The sequence below is a fragment of the Phocaeicola acetigenes genome, assembly GCF_027529745.1.
Classification (GTDB): Bacteria; Bacteroidota; Bacteroidia; order Bacteroidales; family Bacteroidaceae; genus Phocaeicola; species Phocaeicola acetigenes.
The window spans coordinates 57,882-78,086 of sequence record NZ_JAPZVM010000003.1 but is presented as its reverse complement, the minus strand read 5'-3'; the positions used below and the strand labels follow the sequence as shown (position 1 = coordinate 78,086).

The 20,205-nt window shown below is 40.4% G+C and carries 19 protein-coding genes; 14 read left to right on the top strand and 5 right to left on the bottom strand.

Annotated features, from left to right (window positions below; all coding sequences use genetic code 11):
* The first annotated feature begins 185 nt into the window (after window positions 1–185).
* The 6 genes from purH (at window position 186) to rodA (ending at window position 7,561) form a co-directional block, all read left to right on the top strand.
* Window positions 186–1,709 carry a bifunctional phosphoribosylaminoimidazolecarboxamide formyltransferase/IMP cyclohydrolase gene (gene purH / locus O6P32_RS04905; RefSeq protein WP_269877136.1) on the top strand — a complete coding sequence of 508 codons (1,524 nt, stop codon included), beginning with the start codon at window positions 186–188 and terminating at the stop codon, window positions 1,707–1,709.
* Window positions 1,710–1,801: 92 nt separating this feature from the next.
* Window positions 1,802–2,824 (top strand): rod shape-determining protein, encoded by a 1,023-nt coding sequence (locus O6P32_RS04900; RefSeq protein WP_269877135.1) that lies wholly within the window; start codon window positions 1,802–1,804, stop codon window positions 2,822–2,824.
* 93 nt (window positions 2,825–2,917) lie between these two features.
* On the top strand, window positions 2,918–3,763 hold the full coding sequence (gene mreC / locus O6P32_RS04895; protein WP_269877133.1) for a rod shape-determining protein MreC: 846 nt from the start codon (window positions 2,918–2,920) through the stop codon (window positions 3,761–3,763).
* 18 nt (window positions 3,764–3,781) lie between these two features.
* Window positions 3,782–4,282, top strand: a complete 501-nt coding sequence (gene mreD, locus O6P32_RS04890) for a rod shape-determining protein MreD (RefSeq protein ID WP_269877132.1) — start codon at window positions 3,782–3,784, stop codon at window positions 4,280–4,282.
* On the top strand, window positions 4,279–6,129 hold the full coding sequence (gene mrdA / locus O6P32_RS04885; RefSeq protein WP_269877131.1) for a penicillin-binding protein 2: 1,851 nt from the start codon (window positions 4,279–4,281) through the stop codon (window positions 6,127–6,129). The genes mreD and mrdA overlap by 4 nt, the downstream gene beginning before the upstream one ends.
* A complete protein-coding gene (gene rodA, locus O6P32_RS04880) occupies window positions 6,110–7,561 on the top strand; it encodes a rod shape-determining protein RodA (RefSeq protein WP_269877130.1) in 1,452 nt (483 codons plus the stop codon). The genes mrdA and rodA overlap by 20 nt, the downstream gene beginning before the upstream one ends.
* On the opposite strand, the gene O6P32_RS04875 is transcribed toward rodA, so the two are convergent.
* The 5 genes from O6P32_RS04875 to cls form a co-directional block, all read right to left on the bottom strand.
* Window positions 7,517–7,999, bottom strand: a complete 483-nt coding sequence (locus tag O6P32_RS04875) for a gliding motility lipoprotein GldH (RefSeq protein ID WP_269877129.1) — start codon at window positions 7,997–7,999, stop codon at window positions 7,517–7,519. The genes rodA and O6P32_RS04875 overlap by 45 nt on opposite strands.
* Window positions 7,989–9,434, bottom strand: coding sequence for a PSP1 domain-containing protein (locus O6P32_RS04870; protein ID WP_269877127.1), 1,446 nt, complete (start codon window positions 9,432–9,434; stop codon window positions 7,989–7,991). The genes O6P32_RS04875 and O6P32_RS04870 overlap by 11 nt, the downstream gene beginning before the upstream one ends.
* A gap of 53 nt (window positions 9,435–9,487) precedes the next feature.
* On the bottom strand, window positions 9,488–10,612 hold the full coding sequence (locus tag O6P32_RS04865) for a DNA polymerase III subunit (RefSeq protein ID WP_269877126.1): 1,125 nt from the start codon (window positions 10,610–10,612) through the stop codon (window positions 9,488–9,490).
* Between the two features lie 8 nt (window positions 10,613–10,620).
* The gene (metF, locus tag O6P32_RS04860; protein WP_269877124.1) at window positions 10,621–11,574 is read right to left on the bottom strand and encodes a methylenetetrahydrofolate reductase [NAD(P)H]; all 954 of its coding nucleotides are present in this window, start codon (window positions 11,572–11,574) and stop codon (window positions 10,621–10,623) included.
* Between the two features lie 346 nt (window positions 11,575–11,920).
* Window positions 11,921–13,219 (bottom strand): cardiolipin synthase, encoded by a 1,299-nt coding sequence (gene cls, locus O6P32_RS04855; RefSeq protein ID WP_269877123.1) that lies wholly within the window; start codon window positions 13,217–13,219, stop codon window positions 11,921–11,923.
* Window positions 13,220–13,415: 196 nt separating this feature from the next.
* Between cls and O6P32_RS04850 the strand changes: the two genes are divergently transcribed.
* The 8 genes from O6P32_RS04850 to O6P32_RS04815 all read left to right on the top strand — a co-directional run bounded on the left by O6P32_RS04850 (window position 13,416) and on the right by O6P32_RS04815 (window position 20,191).
* Entirely contained in the window at window positions 13,416–14,132 is a 717-nt protein-coding gene (locus O6P32_RS04850; RefSeq protein ID WP_269877122.1) for an adenine nucleotide alpha hydrolase, read from the top strand.
* A gap of 395 nt (window positions 14,133–14,527) precedes the next feature.
* Window positions 14,528–15,070, top strand: coding sequence for a TetR/AcrR family transcriptional regulator (locus O6P32_RS04845; RefSeq protein ID WP_269877121.1), 543 nt, complete (start codon window positions 14,528–14,530; stop codon window positions 15,068–15,070).
* A gap of 10 nt (window positions 15,071–15,080) precedes the next feature.
* Window positions 15,081–15,536: a DUF2867 domain-containing protein gene (locus O6P32_RS04840; RefSeq protein ID WP_269877120.1), complete on the top strand. Its 456-nt coding sequence runs from the start codon at window positions 15,081–15,083 to the stop codon at window positions 15,534–15,536.
* An 11-nt stretch (window positions 15,537–15,547) separates the two neighbouring features.
* Window positions 15,548–16,396: an RteC domain-containing protein gene (locus tag O6P32_RS04835; RefSeq protein ID WP_269877119.1), complete on the top strand. Its 849-nt coding sequence runs from the start codon at window positions 15,548–15,550 to the stop codon at window positions 16,394–16,396.
* 227 nt (window positions 16,397–16,623) lie between these two features.
* Window positions 16,624–16,977, top strand: coding sequence for a helix-turn-helix domain-containing protein (locus O6P32_RS04830; protein WP_055095684.1), 354 nt, complete (start codon window positions 16,624–16,626; stop codon window positions 16,975–16,977).
* Window positions 16,940–18,985: a bifunctional DNA primase/helicase gene (locus O6P32_RS04825; RefSeq protein ID WP_269877118.1), complete on the top strand. Its 2,046-nt coding sequence runs from the start codon at window positions 16,940–16,942 to the stop codon at window positions 18,983–18,985. Before O6P32_RS04830 ends, O6P32_RS04825 begins: the two co-directional genes overlap by 38 nt.
* Before the next feature lie 19 nt (window positions 18,986–19,004).
* A complete protein-coding gene (locus O6P32_RS04820) occupies window positions 19,005–19,283 on the top strand; it encodes a helix-turn-helix domain-containing protein (RefSeq protein WP_055095680.1) in 279 nt (92 codons plus the stop codon).
* A 401-nt stretch (window positions 19,284–19,684) separates the two neighbouring features.
* Window positions 19,685–20,191: a dihydrofolate reductase family protein gene (locus O6P32_RS04815; protein ID WP_269877117.1), complete on the top strand. Its 507-nt coding sequence runs from the start codon at window positions 19,685–19,687 to the stop codon at window positions 20,189–20,191.
* Window positions 20,192–20,205 lie beyond the last annotated feature (14 nt).

Genomic DNA, 20,205 nt, shown 5'->3' with positions numbered 1-20,205 from the left:
CCGTCGGATACAGAATATATAATTATAGATAAGGTGTTTAAATGGTAAATCCGTTCTTTGAGTATATTAAAATTGATGGATATTTCCATAATGATGTTTAATAAATAATATTTCCCCTTATTACTATATGAGATACAACCGATTTTTTCTAACTTTGTGCCCAAATATTTTAAAAAGTTATAGCGATGGCAGAGTCAAAAAGAATCAAAACCGCATTAGTTTCGGTTTATCATAAAGATGGTCTGGATGAGATTATTACAAAGTTGCATGCAGAAGGTGTAGAATTCCTTTCCACAGGAGGTACCCGTCAGTTTATCGAGTCACTGGGATATCCTTGTAAGGCAGTAGAAGATTTGACTACTTATCCTTCTATTTTAGGAGGACGTGTAAAAACTCTTCACCCTAAAATTTTCGGAGGTATTCTGTGTCGTCGTGACCTGGAAGGAGACCTTCAGCAGATTGCACAATATGAGATTCCTGAGATTGATTTGGTGATTGTAGACTTGTATCCGTTTGAAGATACTGTGGCTTCGGGTGCCGATGCACAGGCTATTATTGAAAAGATTGATATAGGTGGTATCTCTTTGATTCGTGCAGCTGCCAAAAACTTCAATGATGTGGTAATTGTTGCCAGCAAGGCTCAATATAAACCATTTGCCGATATCCTGAATGAAAACGGTGCAGTCACTACATTGGCAGAACGTCGCTGGTTTGCGAAAGAGGCTTTTGCCGTTTCTTCTCATTATGATTCTGCTATTTTCGGCTATTTCGATGGAGAAGAAGGCTCAGCTTTCCGTTGTGCGGTAGAAGATCAGAAAACTTTACGTTATGGAGAGAATCCTCATCAGAGAGGTTATTTCTATGGCGATTTAAACAAGGTTTTCGATCAGATTCACGGTAAGGAAATTTCTTACAACAACTTGTTGGACATCAACGCCGCTATTGATTTGATTGATGAATTCGACGAAACTACATTTGCAATTCTGAAACATAATAATGCTTGTGGACTGGCTTCACGTGAAACTGTACTCGAAGCATGGAAGGCTGCCTTGGCTGGCGATCCGGTTTCTGCTTTTGGTGGTGTGTTGGTTACAAACGCTCCGATAGATCGTGCTACAGCAGAAGAAATCAACGGATTGTTCTTCGAGGTGATTATTGCTCCGGATTATGATGTGGATGCATTGCAGATTCTTACTCAGAAGAAGAACCGTATTATTTTGGTACGTAAAGCAGCTGAAATGCCTCGCAAACAGTTCCGTTCTTTGTTGAATGGAGTATTGGTACAAGATAAAGATACTCGCATTGAAACTCGTGAAGACTTGAAGCAGGTTTCAGAAAAGGCTCCGTCGGAAGCTGAAATTGATGATATGTTGTTTGCAAATAAGATTGTAAAGAACAGCAAGAGTAACGCTATCGTTTTGGCAAAAGGCAAACAGCTGGTAGCAAGTGGAGTGGGACAGACTTCACGTGTAGATGCCTTGAAGCAGGCTATTGAAAAGGCTAAATCATTTGGCTTTGATTTGAATGGAGCTGTGATGGCCAGCGATGCTTTCTTCCCTTTCCCAGACTGTGTGGAAATTGCAGATAAAGAAGGTATCAAGGCAGTGATTCAGCCGGGTGGATCAGTAAAAGATGAATTGACATTCCAGTACTGCAACGAACATGGGGTAGCCATGGTGGTCACTGGAGTTCGTCACTTTAAACATTAATATTTGCAGTGAAAGTGTCTTGTTTTAATTGCCTGTGCATTTGAACAAGATACTTTCATTGTCTGTTTTGTAAATAGTTCAAAAGATAAAAAATGGGTTTATTCTCCTTTACACAAGAAATAGCAATGGATCTTGGAACTGCTAATACCATTATTATTAGCAACGACAAGATTGTAGTAGATGAACCTTCAGTAGTAGCACTCGACCGCCGTACGGAAAAAATGATTGCGGTAGGTGAACGTGCAAAACTGATGTATGAAAAAGAAAATCCGAATATCCGTACTGTACGTCCGTTGAGAGATGGAGTGATTGCAGACTTTAATGCATGTGAGCAGATGATGCGTGGTTTGATTAAGAAAGCCAGCACCGGACGCCGCTTGTTTACTCCTTCACTTCGTATGGTGATTGGGGTTCCCTCCGGTTCTACCGAAGTTGAACTTCGTGCTGTACGTGATAGCGCAGAGCATGCAGGTGGACGTGATGTCTATCTGATTTTTGAGCCGATGGCTGCAGCAATAGGTATTGGTCTTGATGTGGAAGCTCCTGAAGGTAATATGATTGTTGATATAGGTGGTGGCTCTACGGAGATTGCTGTCATCTCCTTGGGTGGTATCGTTTCGAATAGTTCAATCCGTGTTGCTGGAGACGATCTGACTGCTGATATCCAGGAATATATGGCTCGTCAGCATAATGTCAAGGTCAGTGAACGTATGGCTGAACGTATCAAATTGCATGTAGGTGCTGCGTTGACCGATTTGGGTGATGATGCTCCGGAAGATTATATCGTGAGAGGACCGAATCGTATTACAGCTTTGCCTATGGAAATTCCTGTATGTTATCAGGAAATTGCACATTGTCTGGAAAAGAGCATTGCAAAGGTAGAAACAGCTATTCTGAATGCCTTGGAAAATACTCCTCCCGAACTTTATGCAGATATTGTAAGCAATGGTATTTATTTGGCTGGTGGAGGTGCTTTGCTTCGCGGACTCGACAAACGTCTGACAGAGAAGATTAACATACCTTTCCATATAGCTGAAGATCCGTTGCTGAGTGTAGCAAAGGGTACGGGTATTGCATTGAAGAATGTAGACCGTTTCTCATTCTTGATGAGATAATCTTTCTTCTTCCTTTTTTCTTTAAGCAGTGTAAAAGAGATTGCATGATAATCTCCTTTGCACTGCTTAAAGTGATTAAAATCTTTTTTGTTTATGCAAAATCTGCTACGCTTCTTATTGAAATATAATTACTGGTTACTTTTCTTTCTCTTGGAAGTGATCAGTTTTGTCTTGTTGTTTCGTTTTAACAGCTATCAGGGAAGCGTATTTTTTACTTCGGCAAACTCATTATCTGGCATGATTTGTGAAGAAGTAAGTGATATTACTTCTTATTTTGGACTTCGTTCAGTAAACAAGGCATTGGTTGCAAGAAATACGGAGCTGGAATTACTGGTCGAACAAATGAAAAAGGAACTGGCTCATTATACAGCCGATACTACTTCCATTGCACGCCTGCAAGAAGATGTGTTACGGGATTATCAATGCTATCCGGCAGACGTGGTGAATAACAGCATTACTCGTCTGAATAACTATATTACTATCAATAAAGGAGAGAAAGATGGAATCCGCCCGGAAATGGGAGTGATTGATGGGAATGGAGTTGTCGGTATTGTGTATCAGACTTCTTCTCATTATTCGTTGATACTTTCCGTACTGAATGCCAAGAGTAGTATCAGTTGTAAGATTAAGCGTACAGAATATTTGGGTGCTTTAAAGTGGGAAGGAGGGTCTTCTCAGTATGCATTAGTAAAAGATATGCCTCGTCATTCTGAGTTTTCTTTGGGAGATACAATAGTGACAAGTGGGCATAGTGCGGTATTCCCTGAAGGTATTCCAATTGGAGTTGTGGATGATATGAAGGATAGTCATGATGGTCTGACATATTGGCTGAGAGTCAAGCTTTTCACTAACTTTGCACGTCTGAATAGTGTACAAGTGATAGCCTCTACCGGCAGAGAAGAGTTGAATGAATTGGAACGAAGTGTAGAAAAGAATTAAAAAAACGGATAGATAGCGATGGTACAGTTTATGCAACGCTTATTATGGTTTGTGGGCTTGGTACTGCTTCAGGTACTGGTGCTCAATCATATCCATATTTATGAATATGCCACTCCGTTATTTTACATCTATTTTATATTTAGTCTGGATGTAAATGTGTCTCGAAACGCATTGCTGTGTTGGGCTTTCTTCCTTGGATTGACTATCGATCTTTTTTGTAATACACCGGGGATGAATGCTGCAGCAGCTACTTTTCTTGCTTTTGTACGTCATCCTCTTCTGCGTATACAGACAGTACGTGATATACCCGAAGAAGCAGCTCCTGATATGAGGCAAATAGGTTTCTTGCCTTATTTTAGGTATGTATTGACTTGTACGTTTCTCTATGTATTTATTTTGCATCTTCTCGATACATTTTCTTTGTTCAGCTGGAAATTGTTTATGCTGAAAGTGGTATCCGATGTGGCTATGACTGTTTTGTTTATTTTGTGTGTTAATTATATTTCGGGAAAGAAGTGAAAAGAGATTATAATCTGGAACGGAGAAAATACGTGATAGGTGGTGCGGTGCTTGTCGTAGCACTGCTTTTTATTGTGCGTCTGTTCGTCTTGCAGATTATGAGCGATGATTATAAGAAACATGCAGACAGCAATGCCTTTCTGAAAAAAGTGCAATATCCCAGTCGGGGGGTGATATACGATCGTACTGATAAACTGTTGGTTTATAACCAGCCGGCTTATGATATTATGGTGGTGATGAAAGAAATCACTTCTTTGGATACATTGGATCTTTGTCGTACATTGCAGATAACACCCGATTTTCTGAGGAAACGTTTTCGTGACTTGAAGAATAGAAAACTTAATCCGGGCTATTCTCCTTATACTAATCAGGTCTTCCTGTCTCAGTTGTCTGCCGAGGAATGTGGCGTTTTTCAAGAGAAACAATTTAAGTTTCCGGGCTTTTATATACAGCGAAGAACGATACGGCAGTACAATTACAATGCGGGTGCTCATATCTTAGGCGATATTGCAGAAGTTTCTAAATCGGAAATGGAAGCGGATGAATACTATGCTCCAGGAGATTTTATCGGGAAATTGGGAGTGGAAAGTTTTTACGAGAAACAACTGCGAGGAGAAAAAGGTGTAGAAGTTTTGCTGCGTGATGCTCATGGACGTATTCAGGGAAACTATATGGATGGTGCTTTCGATAAACCATCTGTTCCGGGAAAGAATCTGACATTAAGCTTGGATATTGAGCTGCAGATGCTGGGAGAACGATTGCTGGAAGGTAAGATTGGCAGTATTGTGGCTATTGAGCCTTCTACAGGTGAAGTTTTGTGTCTGGTTTCTTCTCCTACTTATGATCCTCGTCTGATGGTGGGACGTAACCGAGGGAAAAATCATCTGGAAATGGCGCGCAATCCATGGAAACCTTTGCTGAATCGTGCTATTATGGGAACTTACCCTCCGGGTTCTACTTTCAAGACTACTCAGGCGTTGACTTTTCTTCAGGAAGGAATCATTACGACAGGTACTTCTTATTCTTGTGTAGGTGGCTTTTCGTATAGAGGTCTGCACGTAGGTTGTCACGGTCATCCTTCTCCACTATCGCTGATTCCGGCTATTGCTACTTCATGTAACGGCTATTTTTGCTGGGGGTTGTACTATATGATAGGAGCACGCCAAAAATATGGCTCTGTACAGAAAGCAATGAATACATGGCGTGATTATATGGTGTCGATGGGATTTGGATATACATTGGGTATTGATCTTCCAGGAGAGAAGCGAGGTATGATTCCTAATGCGGGTTATTATGACAAGGCTTATCGAGGATCATGGAATGGACTGACCATCATTAGTATTGCTATCGGACAGGGGGAGGTTACTGCAACGCCTTTACAGATTGCTAACTTGGGAGCTACCATTGCTAATCGGGGTTATTTTATTACCCCTCATGTGGTAAAACAGATAGAAGGAGAGCCTCTTGCTCCAGAATATAAGGAAAAGCGATATACCATGGTAGATAAGGTGCATTACGATGAGGTAGTCGAAGGAATGCGAAATGCAGTATTGGGTGGAACTTGTCGGGCTGCGAATCTTCCGGATATAGAAGTTTGTGGTAAGACCGGTACTGCACAAAACCATGGAAGAGACCACTCTGCTTTTATGGGATTTGCTCCGATGAACAATCCGAAAATAGCCATTGCCGTGTATGTTGAAAATGGAGGATGGGGAGCTACTTATGGAGTTCCTATCGGAAAACTGATGATTGAGAAATATTTAAAAGGAAAGCTGTCACCGGAAGATGAGGTGTTGGCTACTGACATCCAACAACGAAGAATAGATTATGGTATACACGAGAGATAGTATCTGGAAAACAGTAGACTGGTGGACAATCGGACTTTATCTGATTCTTGTCTTATGTGGATGGTTGAGTGTGTGTGGAGCCAGTTATGATTATGGAGAGCCTAACTTTTTTGACTTTACGACACGTGCCGGTAAACAGTTGATGTGGATTGGCTGTTCGTTGGGGCTTGGCTTTGTTCTTCTGATGCTGGATGCTCGTTTTTACGATACGTATGCTTATTTATTTTATGGTATTCTGCTGCTGTTGCTTTTTGGTACAATCTTCAATCCTCACGAAATTAAAGGCTCCAGGTCGTGGATTGTATTGGGACCTGTCAGTTTGCAGCCTGCTGAATTTGCAAAGTTTACGACGGCCTTGGCATTGGCCAAGTTTATGGGCGAATATACTTTCTCAATTGAGCGTACTAAGCATATGCTGATATGCTTGGGTATGATATTTGTTCCGATGATCTTGATTATTCTTCAGCGGGAAACAGGCTCTGCATTGGTCTATTTTGCCTTCTTTTTGGTTTTGTATCGTGAAGGAATGACGGGTTCTGTACTATTTGCAGGAGTTTGTGCTGTCATTTATTTTATTGTAGGAATACGATTTAACGCAGTGATGATGCCGGATGAATGTACGTCGTGGGGAGCCTTTTCGGTATTTAGCTTGATAATCTTATTTTCTGCTTTATTGGTTAAGGCTTATTGCCGTAATCAGAAAGCGGTAAATATAATTCTACTTTATGGAGGGGGAACAGTGTTTCTGGGACTTCTTTTTTCTTTGTATGTCATTCCATTCGATGTGGCTTGGTTGCAGGGTTTTGTTTGTGTGGCTTTAGTGGGTTATTTACTGTATCTCTTTTTGCGTGAACGATTTGCCAACTATCTGTATGTTATGTTGTTCTCTATTTGTTCGATAGGTTTTTTCTTCTCGGCTGATTATGTATTCAATAATGTACTGGAGCCGCACCAGCAGATTCGTATTGAAGTTTTGTTAGGGATGGAAGATGATCCTACCGGAGCCGGATATAATGTAAACCAAAGTAAGATTGCGATTGGTTCTGGAGGATTTGCTGGCAAAGGTTTTCTGAATGGAACTCAGACAAAACTTAAGTATGTACCGGAGCAGGATACAGACTTTATCTTTTGTACTGTAGGTGAGGAACAAGGATTTTTGGGCTCATCTGCTGTTATTCTTCTGTTTGTTATTTTGATTTGTCGCCTCATTATGTTGGCAGAGCGGCAGACTTCCCGGTTTGGGCGTATCTATGGATATTCAGTATTGAGTATTTTCTTTTTCCATCTGTTCGTCAATATCGGTATGGTGCTTGGATTGACACCTGTAATTGGTATTCCGCTTCCTTTCTTCAGTTATGGAGGTTCTTCTTTATGGGGATTTACAATCTTACTTTTTGTTTTCCTCCGTATTGATGCGGCTCGGGAGCGATAAACGGATTCCCATATCATGAATACCTGTCAGTATCGAGTCGCTCATCAAGTGGATAATATATAGAGTACTGTCTTGAGAAGATAGATTCAGATTTCCTTTATCAAAATTGCACTGATATAAACGTCCGGTGGTATTGCTGGTCCAACGTCCTTTCTGGTCGGTCAGATATAAATGAAATGTATCTTTTTTTGCTGGATTTTCCTTGCATCCTACTGCAACCCATATATCCTTGTATGGATATAATTCTGTATGTCGTATACCGATATTTAGCTTGAAGTTGTTTGGAAGAATATCAGTAGGTAAAGCATAATATAGTGTATCCTTACTCAGCCAACCCCTTTCGGTGGTTGGCTGGTAAGTATGATAAACCGTACTGTTTCTACATCCTATGATACCAAACAGTACTGAGAAGAGGCAGAATATCCATTTATTCTTCATGGTTTGTATTGCCTTGTTCAGAGGCTCCTGTTGTATTTTGTCCGGAATTGTTCTTTTCCTTGTCCTGATTGCGATTATTGTTTTTCGGGCGGCGATTATTACGGTTACGGTTATTGCGTACTGGACGTTGTGTCTTTTCTTCTGTACTTTCGCCTGCAGTTTCCTGTCTTTCTGCCGCTTTTATTGTCACATCATCTTTGTTCTTATTACTTTTGGGCTGTGGAGGACGATTCTTTTCTTTTGGCTGATTATCCCGTGTACGGTTTTCTTTGGGTTTATCTGCTTGTGCTTCTTTTACTGGCTGAGTTGCAGGTTTATTACCGCTTTTTTCTATAGGAGCAGCTTCAGCTTTCTTTTTCTTTTTGTTTTTGCTGTTTTTACTCTTATCAAAACGGGTCAGACTTTCCTGTTCAAGCAAATCTTTTGGACGAGCATTGTCCTGTCTGAAAATATCTTCCAGCTTTTCTGGTTTTTCACCACGGCGATTCATATTGATGATTTCGAAAGCTCTTTTGGCTGTAATAGTGGCTTCATTGGCAAGGAAACTCTTGTCGGTAGAGTAGGTGATGGTACCTTTCAGAATGTCTGCCTTAAAATAATAATATGTGCCATTCAGAGTTTCCAGCGTCAGTTCTTTGCTTGGTAAACGTTTCTGGCATTCTACGTAGGCGTCTACTTCGTAATTCAGACAACACTTCAGTTTTGCGCATTGCCCAGCTAATTTTTGTGGATTCAGCGAGATATCTTGATAACGAGCTGCACTGGTAGATACTGATACGAAGTTTGTCATCCAGGTTGCACAACACAATTCACGTCCGCAGGGACCGATACCTCCAATTCGTCCGGCTTCCTGTCGGGCACCGATTTGTTTCATTTCGATACGCACACGGAACGCTTCTGCCAGCACCTTAATCAGCTGACGAAAGTCTACACGTTCGTCTGCAATGTAATAGAAGATAGCCTTGTTACCGTCTCCCTGATACTCCACATCACCAATTTTCATTTGCAAGCCCAAGTCGGCTGCAATCTGACGTGAACGAATCATGGTATTATGTTCGCGCGATTTGGCTTCTTCGTACTTTTCCATATCTACCGGTTTAGCCTTTCGGTATACGCGGCGAATTTCTGCATCCGGTTTGATGTTAGCCTTTTTCATCTGTAGAGGAACCAGTCGGCCCGTCAGTGTTACGGTGCCGATATCATGTCCCGGACTGGCTTCTACTGCTACAATATCACCTTTTTCCAATGGAAGGCGGTTGCTGTTTTTGTAATATCCCTTTCGGGTATTTTTGAATTGTACCTCAACCATATCCTGTTCTTCGGCATTTCCGGGTATATCCGCCAGCCAGTCGTAAGTGTTGAGTTTGTTATCTTGTCGTCCGCAGCCTTTGCAACACAAGGAGCCGCTTCCGTTTTTTAGTAAGAATTTGCTCATAGTTTATATATTTTAATGCCGATATGGTCGGCTTTCTGTCTATAATTTGTTTTTCAGCCTTTCAGTAATACAATCATTTTCAGTGCAAAATCAAAAAATACTATTTTTGCGTTTACATTCTGTTCGATGTGTGTTTGAGCCTCTGCCAGTTCTTCCATAATGCCAATCACATTTCGCTCGTTGACAAAAGGAGAGAAACGTACGGCAAACTGCTGTTCTTCCTGCGTCATGTAATTCATATCCGGAAGATGGAAGTTGTAGATAAAGTTTTCTCGTATCATGCGTTGGCAGTAAACAAGAAAGTTTTTCTGTCTTTCCCTTCCCATAGATGCTACTTGCTCGCTCCATTGTTTCATCTCTACAATACGCCGTGCATATGAGGAGCGCATGAGTCTGATAAACAAATCGAAGAATACCTTGTGCTCTTCGCTCAGGTGGATGGCTTCTAGTGCCTGTAGCATGCTACCGGAAGCCTGGTGAGCTATTTCACGTGCATCATCGGGCTGAATTCTATATCGCTCTTCCAAAGCCTGAGCGATTTCGTGTTCAGACAGTGGAGGCAGATTGATGCGTTGTGTACGGCTTCGAATAGTAGGAAGCAATAATTCCGGTTCTTCGCTTACCAAGAGAAAAACGGTGCCTGCGGGTGGTTCTTCCAGTAATTTCAGTAGTTTGTTACTGCATTCGGCATTCATTTTTTCGGGAAGCCAGATAAGCATCACCTTAAATTGTCCCTGACTGGCCTTTAGTGCCAACTTCCGTTGTATTTCGTCGCTTTCGCGTACAAAAATTTGTGCCTGTTGATTGCTTGCTCCCATTTTTTCCAACCAGTCGGGAAGACCGAAGTAAGGAGAATGTAAGATAATTTCCCTCCATGCAGGCAGGAAGTCATTGCATACACTATCTTTTCCGGCTTTTTGCTTGACGATGGGGAAAGCAAAATGTATGTCGGGATGAATCAGTTTATTCATTTTTACACATGAAGGACATACTCCGCAGGCATCATGTTCGTTAGGAGATTCACAACACAAGTATCGGGCATAGGCAAGAGCAAGAGGCAGTTTCCCGCTCCCTTGTCGTCCGCACAACAGAAGGGCATGAGCCACTTTTTTATGTTGTACTGATTCTATTAATTGTCTTTTGACCTGTTCTTGTCCTGTTACGTCCTTAAAAAACATGAGCTATATTAATATATTTGTGCAGCTACTTGGCGTACGCTGTCAGTAGCACCTACTGTGTAGAAATGAATACTGGGAACTCCGTGTGCAATCAATTCTTTGCATTGGTTGATGCACCATTCTATACCCAAAGCTTTGGCTTGTTCGTCAGTCTGGCATTTCAATGCTTCTTGTGCCAGTTCTTGAGGAAGATCTACCTTGAAGGTCTTGGGTACAACCGTAAGCTGAGACAGCTTGGAAAATGGTTTGATACCCGGAATAATAGGAATCTGAATGCCTTCCTTACGAACTCGTTCTACAAAGTCGAAATATTTCTGATTATCATAAAACAATTGGGTAACAGCATATTCTGCCCCAGCTTCTACTTTCTTTTTTAACCAGTAGATATCCTGATCGATGTTAGGGGCTTCTTCATGTTTTTCCGGATAACAGGCTACTCCATAGCTGAATTTGTGTACCGGTGCTTTAATAGGAGAACCGTCCACGAATACTCCTTGGTTAAAATCGTTGATTTGCTGTTGAAGCTCCAATGCATGTGAGTATCCTCCTGGTTCGGGTACGAATACGTTTTCATGTTTGGCTTTATCGCCACGGAGTATCAGCAGGTCGGTAATGCCAAGAAACTGCAGATCGAGCAGTACATATTCTGTATCTTCGCGAGAGAAGCCACTACACAATATATGGGGTACTACTGTAATACCGTAGCGGTTTTGGATAGCAGCAGCTACTGCTACTGTTCCCGGGCGACGGCGAATACGTTTACGTTGATACAATCCATCTCCCAATTCTTGATAGATATATTCACTTCGGTGAGTAGTAATGTTGATATATTTAGGGTCAAACTCGCGTAATGCATCAATGGTTTGATATAGTTTTTCTATTCCTGTTCCTTTTAAAGGGGGCAGTACTTCGAAAGAAAATGCTGTTTTTTCTGTTGATTTTATTAAATCTATAACTCTCATTCTATCATCTTTGTGCCTGTTAAGGCTAATATAACATAGTAGGCAAAAATAAGAAAAATATTATATTTATAGGGGATATGTCAGCTAAAAAATGCGGACTGTAAAGAATAAGCAGACCTTCAGCTGCTTGTGGATGATACTCTTTGGCTACAGAATGAGAGTTGTGTAATTATTTATATAGCGATTCTGTAGTTTTCATGCGGGAGATAAGGACTTTGTTATATCCGGCTTAAGCCTAAAGGGTGACATCGAAAGACGTGTCCGGGTTTATAAAAGAAAACATACAGGCAGAAAGCCGAGGTATTCGGTCTTTCTGTCTGTATGTTTTTAGAAGATTATATTGAACTTAAAGTACAGGAGTAAACAGATGGGCAAACCATCCTGTGAACCGTTTCCATGTACTGCGTTTCTTGTATTCCTCTTTTGTCAATATTGTGCTATTCAACTTGTCTTTTTTGAATAGCTGATTCAGCTCATCTGTGATATTAAGGTCGAAAATGAATGCATTGATTTCATAGTCGTATCGCAGACTCCGGCTGTTCAGGTTTGTGCTACCTACTGTGCAGAAGCGGTCGTCTACGGTCATGACTTTGGAATGATGGAATCCTCCGTTATATACATAGATGTGTGCTCCTTTTTTTCGCAGTTTATTAGCAATGTAGAAGGCTGCATCTGGGGTGAATGGAATATCCGATTTCCCCGGAATCATAATTTCGACCCGTACTCCCCGTTCAACGGCTCGTTTGATAGCTTTCCGGATGCTTCTTGTTGGGGTAAAGTAGGGGTTGATAATTTGAATTTTATATTGAGCTGCATCAATTGCTGCAATGTAAGCATGGCGTATAGCTTTAGGAGCCTTCTTGGGTATACGCTGTACAATAGCCACTTGCCCGCCTGCATGAGCCGGTGGAAGAATCAGTGAGTCGCGTGTGTAAGGAAAAAATTCACTTCCTTCAATATGCTCTTTGGTTTCTTTGTTCCAAGTTGTAAGAAATGCCTTTTGTAGCTCTTCGGCTGCAGGACCTTTTATATAGACATGCATGTCTCTCCATGCTCCGATTTTAGGAAGACCGTTGATGTAATAATCGGCAATATTCATACCTCCCGTATATCCGGCTATACCGTCTATTACTACAATTTTCTGATGATCACGGCTGCCTATATGGTTGAGATAGGGAAAACGGATTGGGTCGAATGTAACGATTTCTACCCCTTGTTCACGTAACATTTGTAGGTGCTTTTTGCGGAGCGGACGATTGTTTGACATGTTGCCGAACGCGTCGAACATGGCTCTGATTTCTACCCCTTCTTTAGCTTTGTGTACAAGATGGGTGAAAAGTTCTTTAGCTATGGAGTCATTACGGAAGTTGAAGTATTCCAGATGAATATGATCTTTTGCCTTGTCTATTTCCTTGAACAGATGATTGAATTTGGCCTTTCCGCTAGTTAGTAAAGTTAGTTCGTTGTTGGCTGTAATAGGAATATTTTGTTTGTGAAGATACCGGGCAAATATCGAATCGGACGGAAGAATATCGGATTCGTACCGGTTGGTGAATGTTTGTTGGGCCTGTAAAGAAAAAGGAATGTTTGTTAGGATAAACAGAAAACTAAGAATATACGTAATATGCTTGCTTTTTATATTCATGTAGCAAAAATTATTTATGGGTGGCAAATTTATTGATTATTATTCAAAGCACATAATTCTTTTTTAGAGTTTTCTCCGAATACGTTGTTTTGACTGTATTTTCAGATAAATAGACAGTCTGAAGTGTAGAAATGTTTTCTTGGTCGTCAAATTTTTTTATATTCGTATCTGATTGTACACTATAAAAGTTTTGATGATGAATAAAATAAAAGCTGTATTCAATTGGAGTGGAGGAAAAGATTCTGCTCATGCTTTGTGGAAAATAATGCAGACGGGAGAGTATGAAGTTGTAGCTTTACTTACCACTGTAAATCGTGATACACATCGTTCTACTATGCATGGTATTCCTTTGTCTCTACTGAAAAAACAGGCGGAAAGTATAGGATTACCTTTATATATAGTCGATTTGACTCCTCAAGGAGGAATGGAGGATTATTCTTCGGCTATGGAAAATGCGGTAAGGCATTTTAAGGAAGAGGAAGTTACACATTTTATTTTCGGTGATATCTTTTTGCAGGATGTACGTGGTTATAGAGAACGGCAACTTGTTCCTTATGGCATTGAAGTGGTAGAACCGCTTTGGGGAAAAACTTCGAAAGAGATAATGGATGACTTTCTATCTTCAGGTCTGAAAACTGTTGTTGTTACCACTATGGCAGACGGGTTGGGGGAAGCTGCTATAGGAAAACTGATTGACCGTTGTTTTGTAGATTCTTTACCGGATTATGTAGACCCGAATGGAGAAAATGGGGAGTATCATACTTTTTGTTATGATGGTCCGATGTATCGCTGGCCTGTGCCGTTTCAGTTGGGAAGACCTTTTTCTGAAAGTTATGATATTCGGATGGAAGATGGCAGTATACGGCAGTTTACGTATTGGTTTGCTGATTTGGAATGTAAAAAGAGTAAATAAAAAAAGAGTTACTAAGAAGTAACTCTTTTTGGTGATCCGCTTGGGTCTTGAACCATGCGGCTCACAAGTCTTAAAATCAATATTTTAGCGTACCTCAATCTTTAAGGGGGGTACGAATTAGGCACTTTTTTCAAAGAACATTTGACTTCCCTTGTCAGGATTGTGTCTGCCTTTATCTTCGGTTCAAAGATACTACTTTGTTTTCAAATACACAAATTATTGAAAATAAATATTCTACGGTTAGTGCAAGGTGCAAGCTATATATATAAATATAGACTTGCACCTTGCACTAAAGTTTCTCCTACTAATTATTTTTATTGTATTGTTATTTGCTTATTTAGCATTTACTTGATATATTTGCATACCATACAGTATGGTACTACAAAAAAGAAAATATGAAAAAAGTAGAGAAAAAACAATGGTTCATTATGGGGCTTCAAATCATAGAAAATGAAGGAGTTTCTAAAATTACAATAGATAACTTATGTAATCTATTAGAAATCACAAAAGGAGCATTTTATCATCATTTTAAGAATATTGACGGATATATAGATGCTCTTATGACTTTTTGGGTAAAAGAGAATACACTTAATTTTATAGAGGATGTCGAGAAATTAGATACTGTAAAAGAGAAGCTATATACTTTATCGCACATGTCAGCTTCCTCTAAATATAAATGTGAGGGAAGAATTAGAGGATGGAGCTATACAAATAATATCGTGCAACAACATGTAAAGCAAGTAGATAAATTGAGATTAGACTATTTGACAAAGTTATTTCAGAATTGTGGATATGAGGCTGAATATGCGCATAAAAGAGCCATAATACAATACGGTTTATTAATAGGTTTACAACATATATGTTCTGAAATTCCTATCAGTGATTTCAATGAGCTTCAAAATATGTTAATTAAAAGATTTGAAACAAATGTCGAATAATATTCATATAATGATACAAGAGAATAGCTTAATTAAGAAGTATTTACCTGTAAATTATGAAGATTGCTTCAGCCAAACGATGGTGAATAAACCGTATATGTCTGTTAAAGATTTATTTAACTTGATATTTCGCCAATATCCTCAATGGGTATTATGGTTATTAAAGTTACGTGATATAATAGTGAAACCGTTTGGATTAAAAACAAATAAATCATTTGAGGATATAATTGTAGAGCAAAATAATAATGAAATAATTATAGGAACAAATGACAAGCATTTGACATTTCATGTTTCATTATTTTGTTCCAATTTGAGTGATAATAAACAAATAATAAGCATAAGTACATTTGTTAAATATGAAAATATTTTAGGTAGAATTTATTTTGCAGCAATATGGTTATTTCATAGGATTATTATTGCTTATTTATTCAAACGAGCTATTATAAAATGGAGCAAGCAATCATGATATAAATATATATGAAAGAAGTGTTTGATAAAATATTGGCACAAGTTAATGAAGAGATTGATAAAATCGATCTCTACGACTTCGATATTATCGAAACTTCTCTTTCAATGGTACTTCGGCTACAAAGTGTTCTAACTGATTTGAGAAACCAACTACAAACCTATGTGTTTTCCTCAAAAGAGGAAGAAATATTCTTTTTCAAAAATCAGAAACCTGAATTATTAGGTAGATTATTGTATTTCTATAAAATATATCGTATAGAAACGCAATGCCCGACAGGGAGTAATGAAGTAATAAGGCTCTATATCAATAAAGAACTGGATAGTCTGACTTATTTTTTCAATCGAAATTTAGACTTCTACCAATATTACCGTTCTCATTCAACAATCCATGATGAGCACTATTTTTTGCGTGGTAGAACAGACATTCGTTTATGTACCGATAGTGCGCAATTTGATAAAGACCCTAATTTTTCAACCGGATATGATTATAAAGTCGCAAAAATACTTGCTAATGAAATGTTACGCATTTATCTGAACAAGAGATTACAAAAACTTGAATGCGACAGTTACATAGAGGATAAACAAACCGTTACAACAAAGATTCCAATTCGTTTTACAGGGAAAAAGAATGCCTTGATAGAATTAGGCTATGCCCTCGTTTCTTCCGGAGATATAAATCACGGCAATATAGAGATTAAGGAGTTTATGAAATACCTTAGTTCCATATTCAACATAGACTTAGGCGGCTATTATGATGCGTATATCGCCATGAAAGAACGAAAAGACCAGACTGCCTACTTGAATTTGCTGGCAGAAAAACTATCCAAACGAATGAGAGAAGATGACAATAAGAGATAATCATCTGATATTCTTATCTATAAAATACCGTGTTCATACCGACACGGTATTTTTATTTTCATCTTGTTTTGTTCTCAAAACTAGCTTGGCTGTACTTCTTTAAGCTGAAATCTCATTAAAAACAGTCCTAAAATACACTAAAAATATTTTTACCATGACGGTATGAACCATGACTTTTAATCATTTTCATATCCCGAACTTTGCAGCAAAATCAATTAGTTAACAATATGGATGTGATTACAATTGAATCAAAAGCCTATAAGGAGATAGTGGCTAAGATAGATGTGATAGCCAATTATGTGTTTTCACAGGAGGACACGAAAAACGAGGATGAAATCTGGGTGGACAGTTACGAGGTCTGCACATTTCTCCAAATCAGCGACCGAACATTGCAACGTTTGCGTGCAAAAGGTGTAGTCGCTTTTTCTAACATTGGAGGACGGTGTTATTACAAGATAGGCGAACTGAAACGCCTGCTGGAAGAACGGCTGATAAAGAGTAATGACGAATGTATGCGTAACCTGATAACCAATCATGAATTGTATGCTAAGGAAAGAAGAAATACTAAGCAGGACAAATAACGGCTTGTCGGTGTTCAAACACTACCTGTCCGGCAACTGGCGCATCGGTAGAAACTTTCTCAATCCATTGTATGAAGACAGCAAGGCTTCCTGCAACATCTACTTCGACCGCCATAGCGGTATGTACAAGATGAAAGACTTCGGCAACGACAATTACAGCGGCGACTGCTTTTTCCTCGTGGGACAACTGAAAGGGTTGGACTGTAATCGGGCTTTGGACTTCATTGAGATACTGGAAACCATCGACCGGGACTTGGGATTGGGCTTATCTTCCGGGACACCCGTTCCTATATCCCAGACTACCGACAAACGTATTGTGGCGAACACACCTGTTGAACCGCCCGAAAAGCCTGTCAAGCCTTACCAGTTCAGGGAGCAGAAATTTTCCACCGCAGAAATGGAATACTGGCGGCAGTACGGCATCACTCCCGAAGTGTTGGAGCATTACAAGGTCTGCTCACTCCGGGAATACAGCAGTGAAACGGCAGAGGGAAAGCCATACACCTACATTTCATCGGCGACAGAACCGATGTACGGCTACAAGGGCAAACAGTACATTAAGCTGTACCGTCCCTTTTCCACACCCCGTTTCCTATATGGCGGCAGCTTCGGGGAAAACTACTGTTTCGGATTGGAGCAACTGCCCGCCAAAGGTGACACATTGTTTATCACGGGTGGCGAGAAGGACGTACTTTCACTGGCGGCACATGGCTTTCATGCCATCTGCTTCAACAGTGAAACGGTAACGATACCGTCCACGCTGGTTTATCGGCTGACGTTCCGTTTCAAGCACATTGTCCTGCTTTTCGACATGGACAAGACAGGCAGGGAGAGTTCAAGCAGGCAGGAAAGACTGCTGGGGGAATTTGGCGTGAAACGCCTTTCTCTACCGCTTCCGGGCACGAAAGAGGAAAAGGACATATCGGATTATTTCAAGGCGGGTAACACCCGTGAAGATTTCCTGAAACTGTTTATCAGATTTTTAGACGATCTATATAGCGACACACTGATTATGCTTAAATCATGCGAGATAGACTTCAACAATCCGCCCGTCAAAGCACAGGTCATCATATCGGCGGGCGATGTTCCACTGGGAACACAAGGCAACCTGTTCGGCATCACCGGGGGCGAGGGAACTGGCAAGAGCAACTATGTAGCCGCAATCGTGGCAGGCTGTATCAGCCCTCCCGATACGGAAACAGACACGCTGGGCATACGGATAACCGCTAACGACAGTCACAAGGCGGTCTTGTTCTATGATACCGAACAGTCGGAAGTACAGCTTTTCAAGAACGTAAGCAACCTGCTGGCACGTGCGGGGCAAAAGGAAAAGCCGGAAGAACTGAAAGCGTTCTGCCTTACGGGAATGTCCCGAAAGGAACGGTTGAACGCTATAATACAAAGCATGGATAAGTTCTACTACCAGTATGGCGGCATCCAGTTGGTTGTCATTGACGGCATCGCCGACCTCGTAAAGAGTGCCAACGATGAAGCGGAAAGCGTGGCGGTGATAGATGAACTGTATCGGTTGGCGGGTATCTATAACACTTGCATACTTTGCGTGCTTCATTTTGTCCCGAACGGATTAAAGCTGCGTGGACATCTTGGAAGCGAACTACAAAGGAAGGCAGCTACCATCCTGTCAATCGAAAAAGACGATGAACCCACGCAATCGGTAGTGAAAGCCCTGAAAGTAAGGGACGGAAGCCCGCTGGACGTGCCGCTGATGCTTTTCGCATGGGACAAGAAAGCCGGGATGCACACGTACCGGGGCGAAAAGCCACGTGAAGAAAAAGAGAAACGCAAGGAAAGGGAACTGGTGGGTGTAGCCCGTGATATTTTCGGACGGCAGACACACATCACCTACATTGACCTTTGCGAACAGTTGCAACAGGTGCTGGACATCAAGGAGCGGACAGCCAAGAACTATATCCGTTTCATGCGGGAGAAAGAAATCATCCTGAAAGACCCAGCAAACCAGAGTTATTTTATGATAGGTCTCATTTAATTTCAATCGGGGGTAGCTTATGTATATAGACAATGACAACTTCGTGGCATGGATGGAGCGTATCATGGACAGGCTCGACATGCAGGATAAAAAGATAGACCGTCTGATGAACAGCCACAACTGCCTGAACGGTGAAAAGCTGCTCGACAATCAGGACTTATGCTTTATGCTCAAAGTGAGCGTCAAGACCTTGCAGCGTTACCGGAAGAAAGGCATATTGCCCTATCTTCTTCTGGACGGAAAATATTACTATCGGGCAAGCGACATACACAGGCTTATTCGTGAGCGCACGGATTAGACAGTGTTTTTTGTCATCATTCAATTAACCTTGTCCTGCCTTGTTGTGATAACACGGCGGGATTTTTTATTATACGCCATGATTTCTCAATGATTTTCACTACATTTGCAAAAGTAGTACAAGAGAATAGCGGCGATTGAACAGTTTTGACTGTGATTTCGTCTTTATATATAATATTGAAAATTAGCGTTCCGCCGAACGTCCCGATGCGAAAACTGGCACTTTTCAAAATGTGGGGATATTCAGCGCAGGATATGCTATGCTTTGTCATAGCGTGGTCTTGCCTGTTTCCACATTTGGGTATGCCAGTACCTCGCATTGAAGCAGTGTAAGAACCACGCTTTTTTGGGGTACTGGCGGACAGTTGAATACGAATATTAAACTGTTAAATACCTGATAGTATGAAACAAATAAAAGCGCACATTGCCGTATCTCTTGACGGATTTATTGCAACCCCAGACTATGAATTGGACTGGATACCACAGTCAGTAAAATCACAGATTGGAAAAGAAATTGCAGCTGCTGATACACTTTTGATAGGAACAAATACTTACACCTACATTTTCGAACATTGGGGAGGATGGCCATATAAAGGAAAGCGTTCTTTTGTTGTGTCCAGCAATGATATTAATGTTACACCAAATTGTGGTGTGGATTTTCTGACAAATAAACCGCTAAATCAGGTATATAAATTAAAACAAGAAAATGATTTATTAGTTATAGGCAGTAGTAAATTACTCACGTCTTTGATAAAAACTAATTTATTAGATTGTTTAACCGTTTATACTGTACCTATTATACTTGGAGAAGGAGTCAGATTTATGTGTGAAACCTTAGATTCCAAATGGAAATTGGATAAATTCTGTATTATGGATGATTTTTTATACTCATCATTTTTAAGGGTTTAATCGATTATCGTATT

What these genes read in the sequence shown, in the direction of transcription:
- purH (WP_269877136.1), top strand. Translation starts at nt 186, where the DNA reads ATGGCAGAGTCAAAAAGAATCAAAACCGCATTAGTTTCGGTTTATCAT.
- O6P32_RS04900 (WP_269877135.1), top strand. Translation starts at nt 1,802, where the DNA reads ATGGGTTTATTCTCCTTTACACAAGAAATAGCAATGGATCTTGGAACT.
- mreC (WP_269877133.1), top strand. Translation starts at nt 2,918, where the DNA reads ATGCAAAATCTGCTACGCTTCTTATTGAAATATAATTACTGGTTACTT.
- mreD (WP_269877132.1), top strand. Translation starts at nt 3,782, where the DNA reads ATGGTACAGTTTATGCAACGCTTATTATGGTTTGTGGGCTTGGTACTG.
- rodA (WP_269877130.1), top strand. Translation starts at nt 6,110, where the DNA reads ATGGTATACACGAGAGATAGTATCTGGAAAACAGTAGACTGGTGGACA.
- O6P32_RS04875 (WP_269877129.1), bottom strand. Translation starts at nt 7,999, where the DNA reads ATGAAGAATAAATGGATATTCTGCCTCTTCTCAGTACTGTTTGGTATC.
- O6P32_RS04870 (WP_269877127.1), bottom strand. Translation starts at nt 9,434, where the DNA reads ATGAGCAAATTCTTACTAAAAAACGGAAGCGGCTCCTTGTGTTGCAAA.
- O6P32_RS04865 (WP_269877126.1), bottom strand. Translation starts at nt 10,612, where the DNA reads ATGTTTTTTAAGGACGTAACAGGACAAGAACAGGTCAAAAGACAATTA.
- metF (WP_269877124.1), bottom strand. Translation starts at nt 11,574, where the DNA reads ATGAGAGTTATAGATTTAATAAAATCAACAGAAAAAACAGCATTTTCT.
- cls (WP_269877123.1), bottom strand. Translation starts at nt 13,219, where the DNA reads ATGAATATAAAAAGCAAGCATATTACGTATATTCTTAGTTTTCTGTTT.
- O6P32_RS04850 (WP_269877122.1), top strand. Translation starts at nt 13,416, where the DNA reads ATGAATAAAATAAAAGCTGTATTCAATTGGAGTGGAGGAAAAGATTCT.
- O6P32_RS04845 (WP_269877121.1), top strand. Translation starts at nt 14,528, where the DNA reads ATGAAAAAAGTAGAGAAAAAACAATGGTTCATTATGGGGCTTCAAATC.
- O6P32_RS04840 (WP_269877120.1), top strand. Translation starts at nt 15,081, where the DNA reads ATGATACAAGAGAATAGCTTAATTAAGAAGTATTTACCTGTAAATTAT.
- O6P32_RS04835 (WP_269877119.1), top strand. Translation starts at nt 15,548, where the DNA reads ATGAAAGAAGTGTTTGATAAAATATTGGCACAAGTTAATGAAGAGATT.
- O6P32_RS04830 (WP_055095684.1), top strand. Translation starts at nt 16,624, where the DNA reads ATGGATGTGATTACAATTGAATCAAAAGCCTATAAGGAGATAGTGGCT.
- O6P32_RS04825 (WP_269877118.1), top strand. Translation starts at nt 16,940, where the DNA reads ATGCTAAGGAAAGAAGAAATACTAAGCAGGACAAATAACGGCTTGTCG.
- O6P32_RS04820 (WP_055095680.1), top strand. Translation starts at nt 19,005, where the DNA reads ATGTATATAGACAATGACAACTTCGTGGCATGGATGGAGCGTATCATG.
- O6P32_RS04815 (WP_269877117.1), top strand. Translation starts at nt 19,685, where the DNA reads ATGAAACAAATAAAAGCGCACATTGCCGTATCTCTTGACGGATTTATT.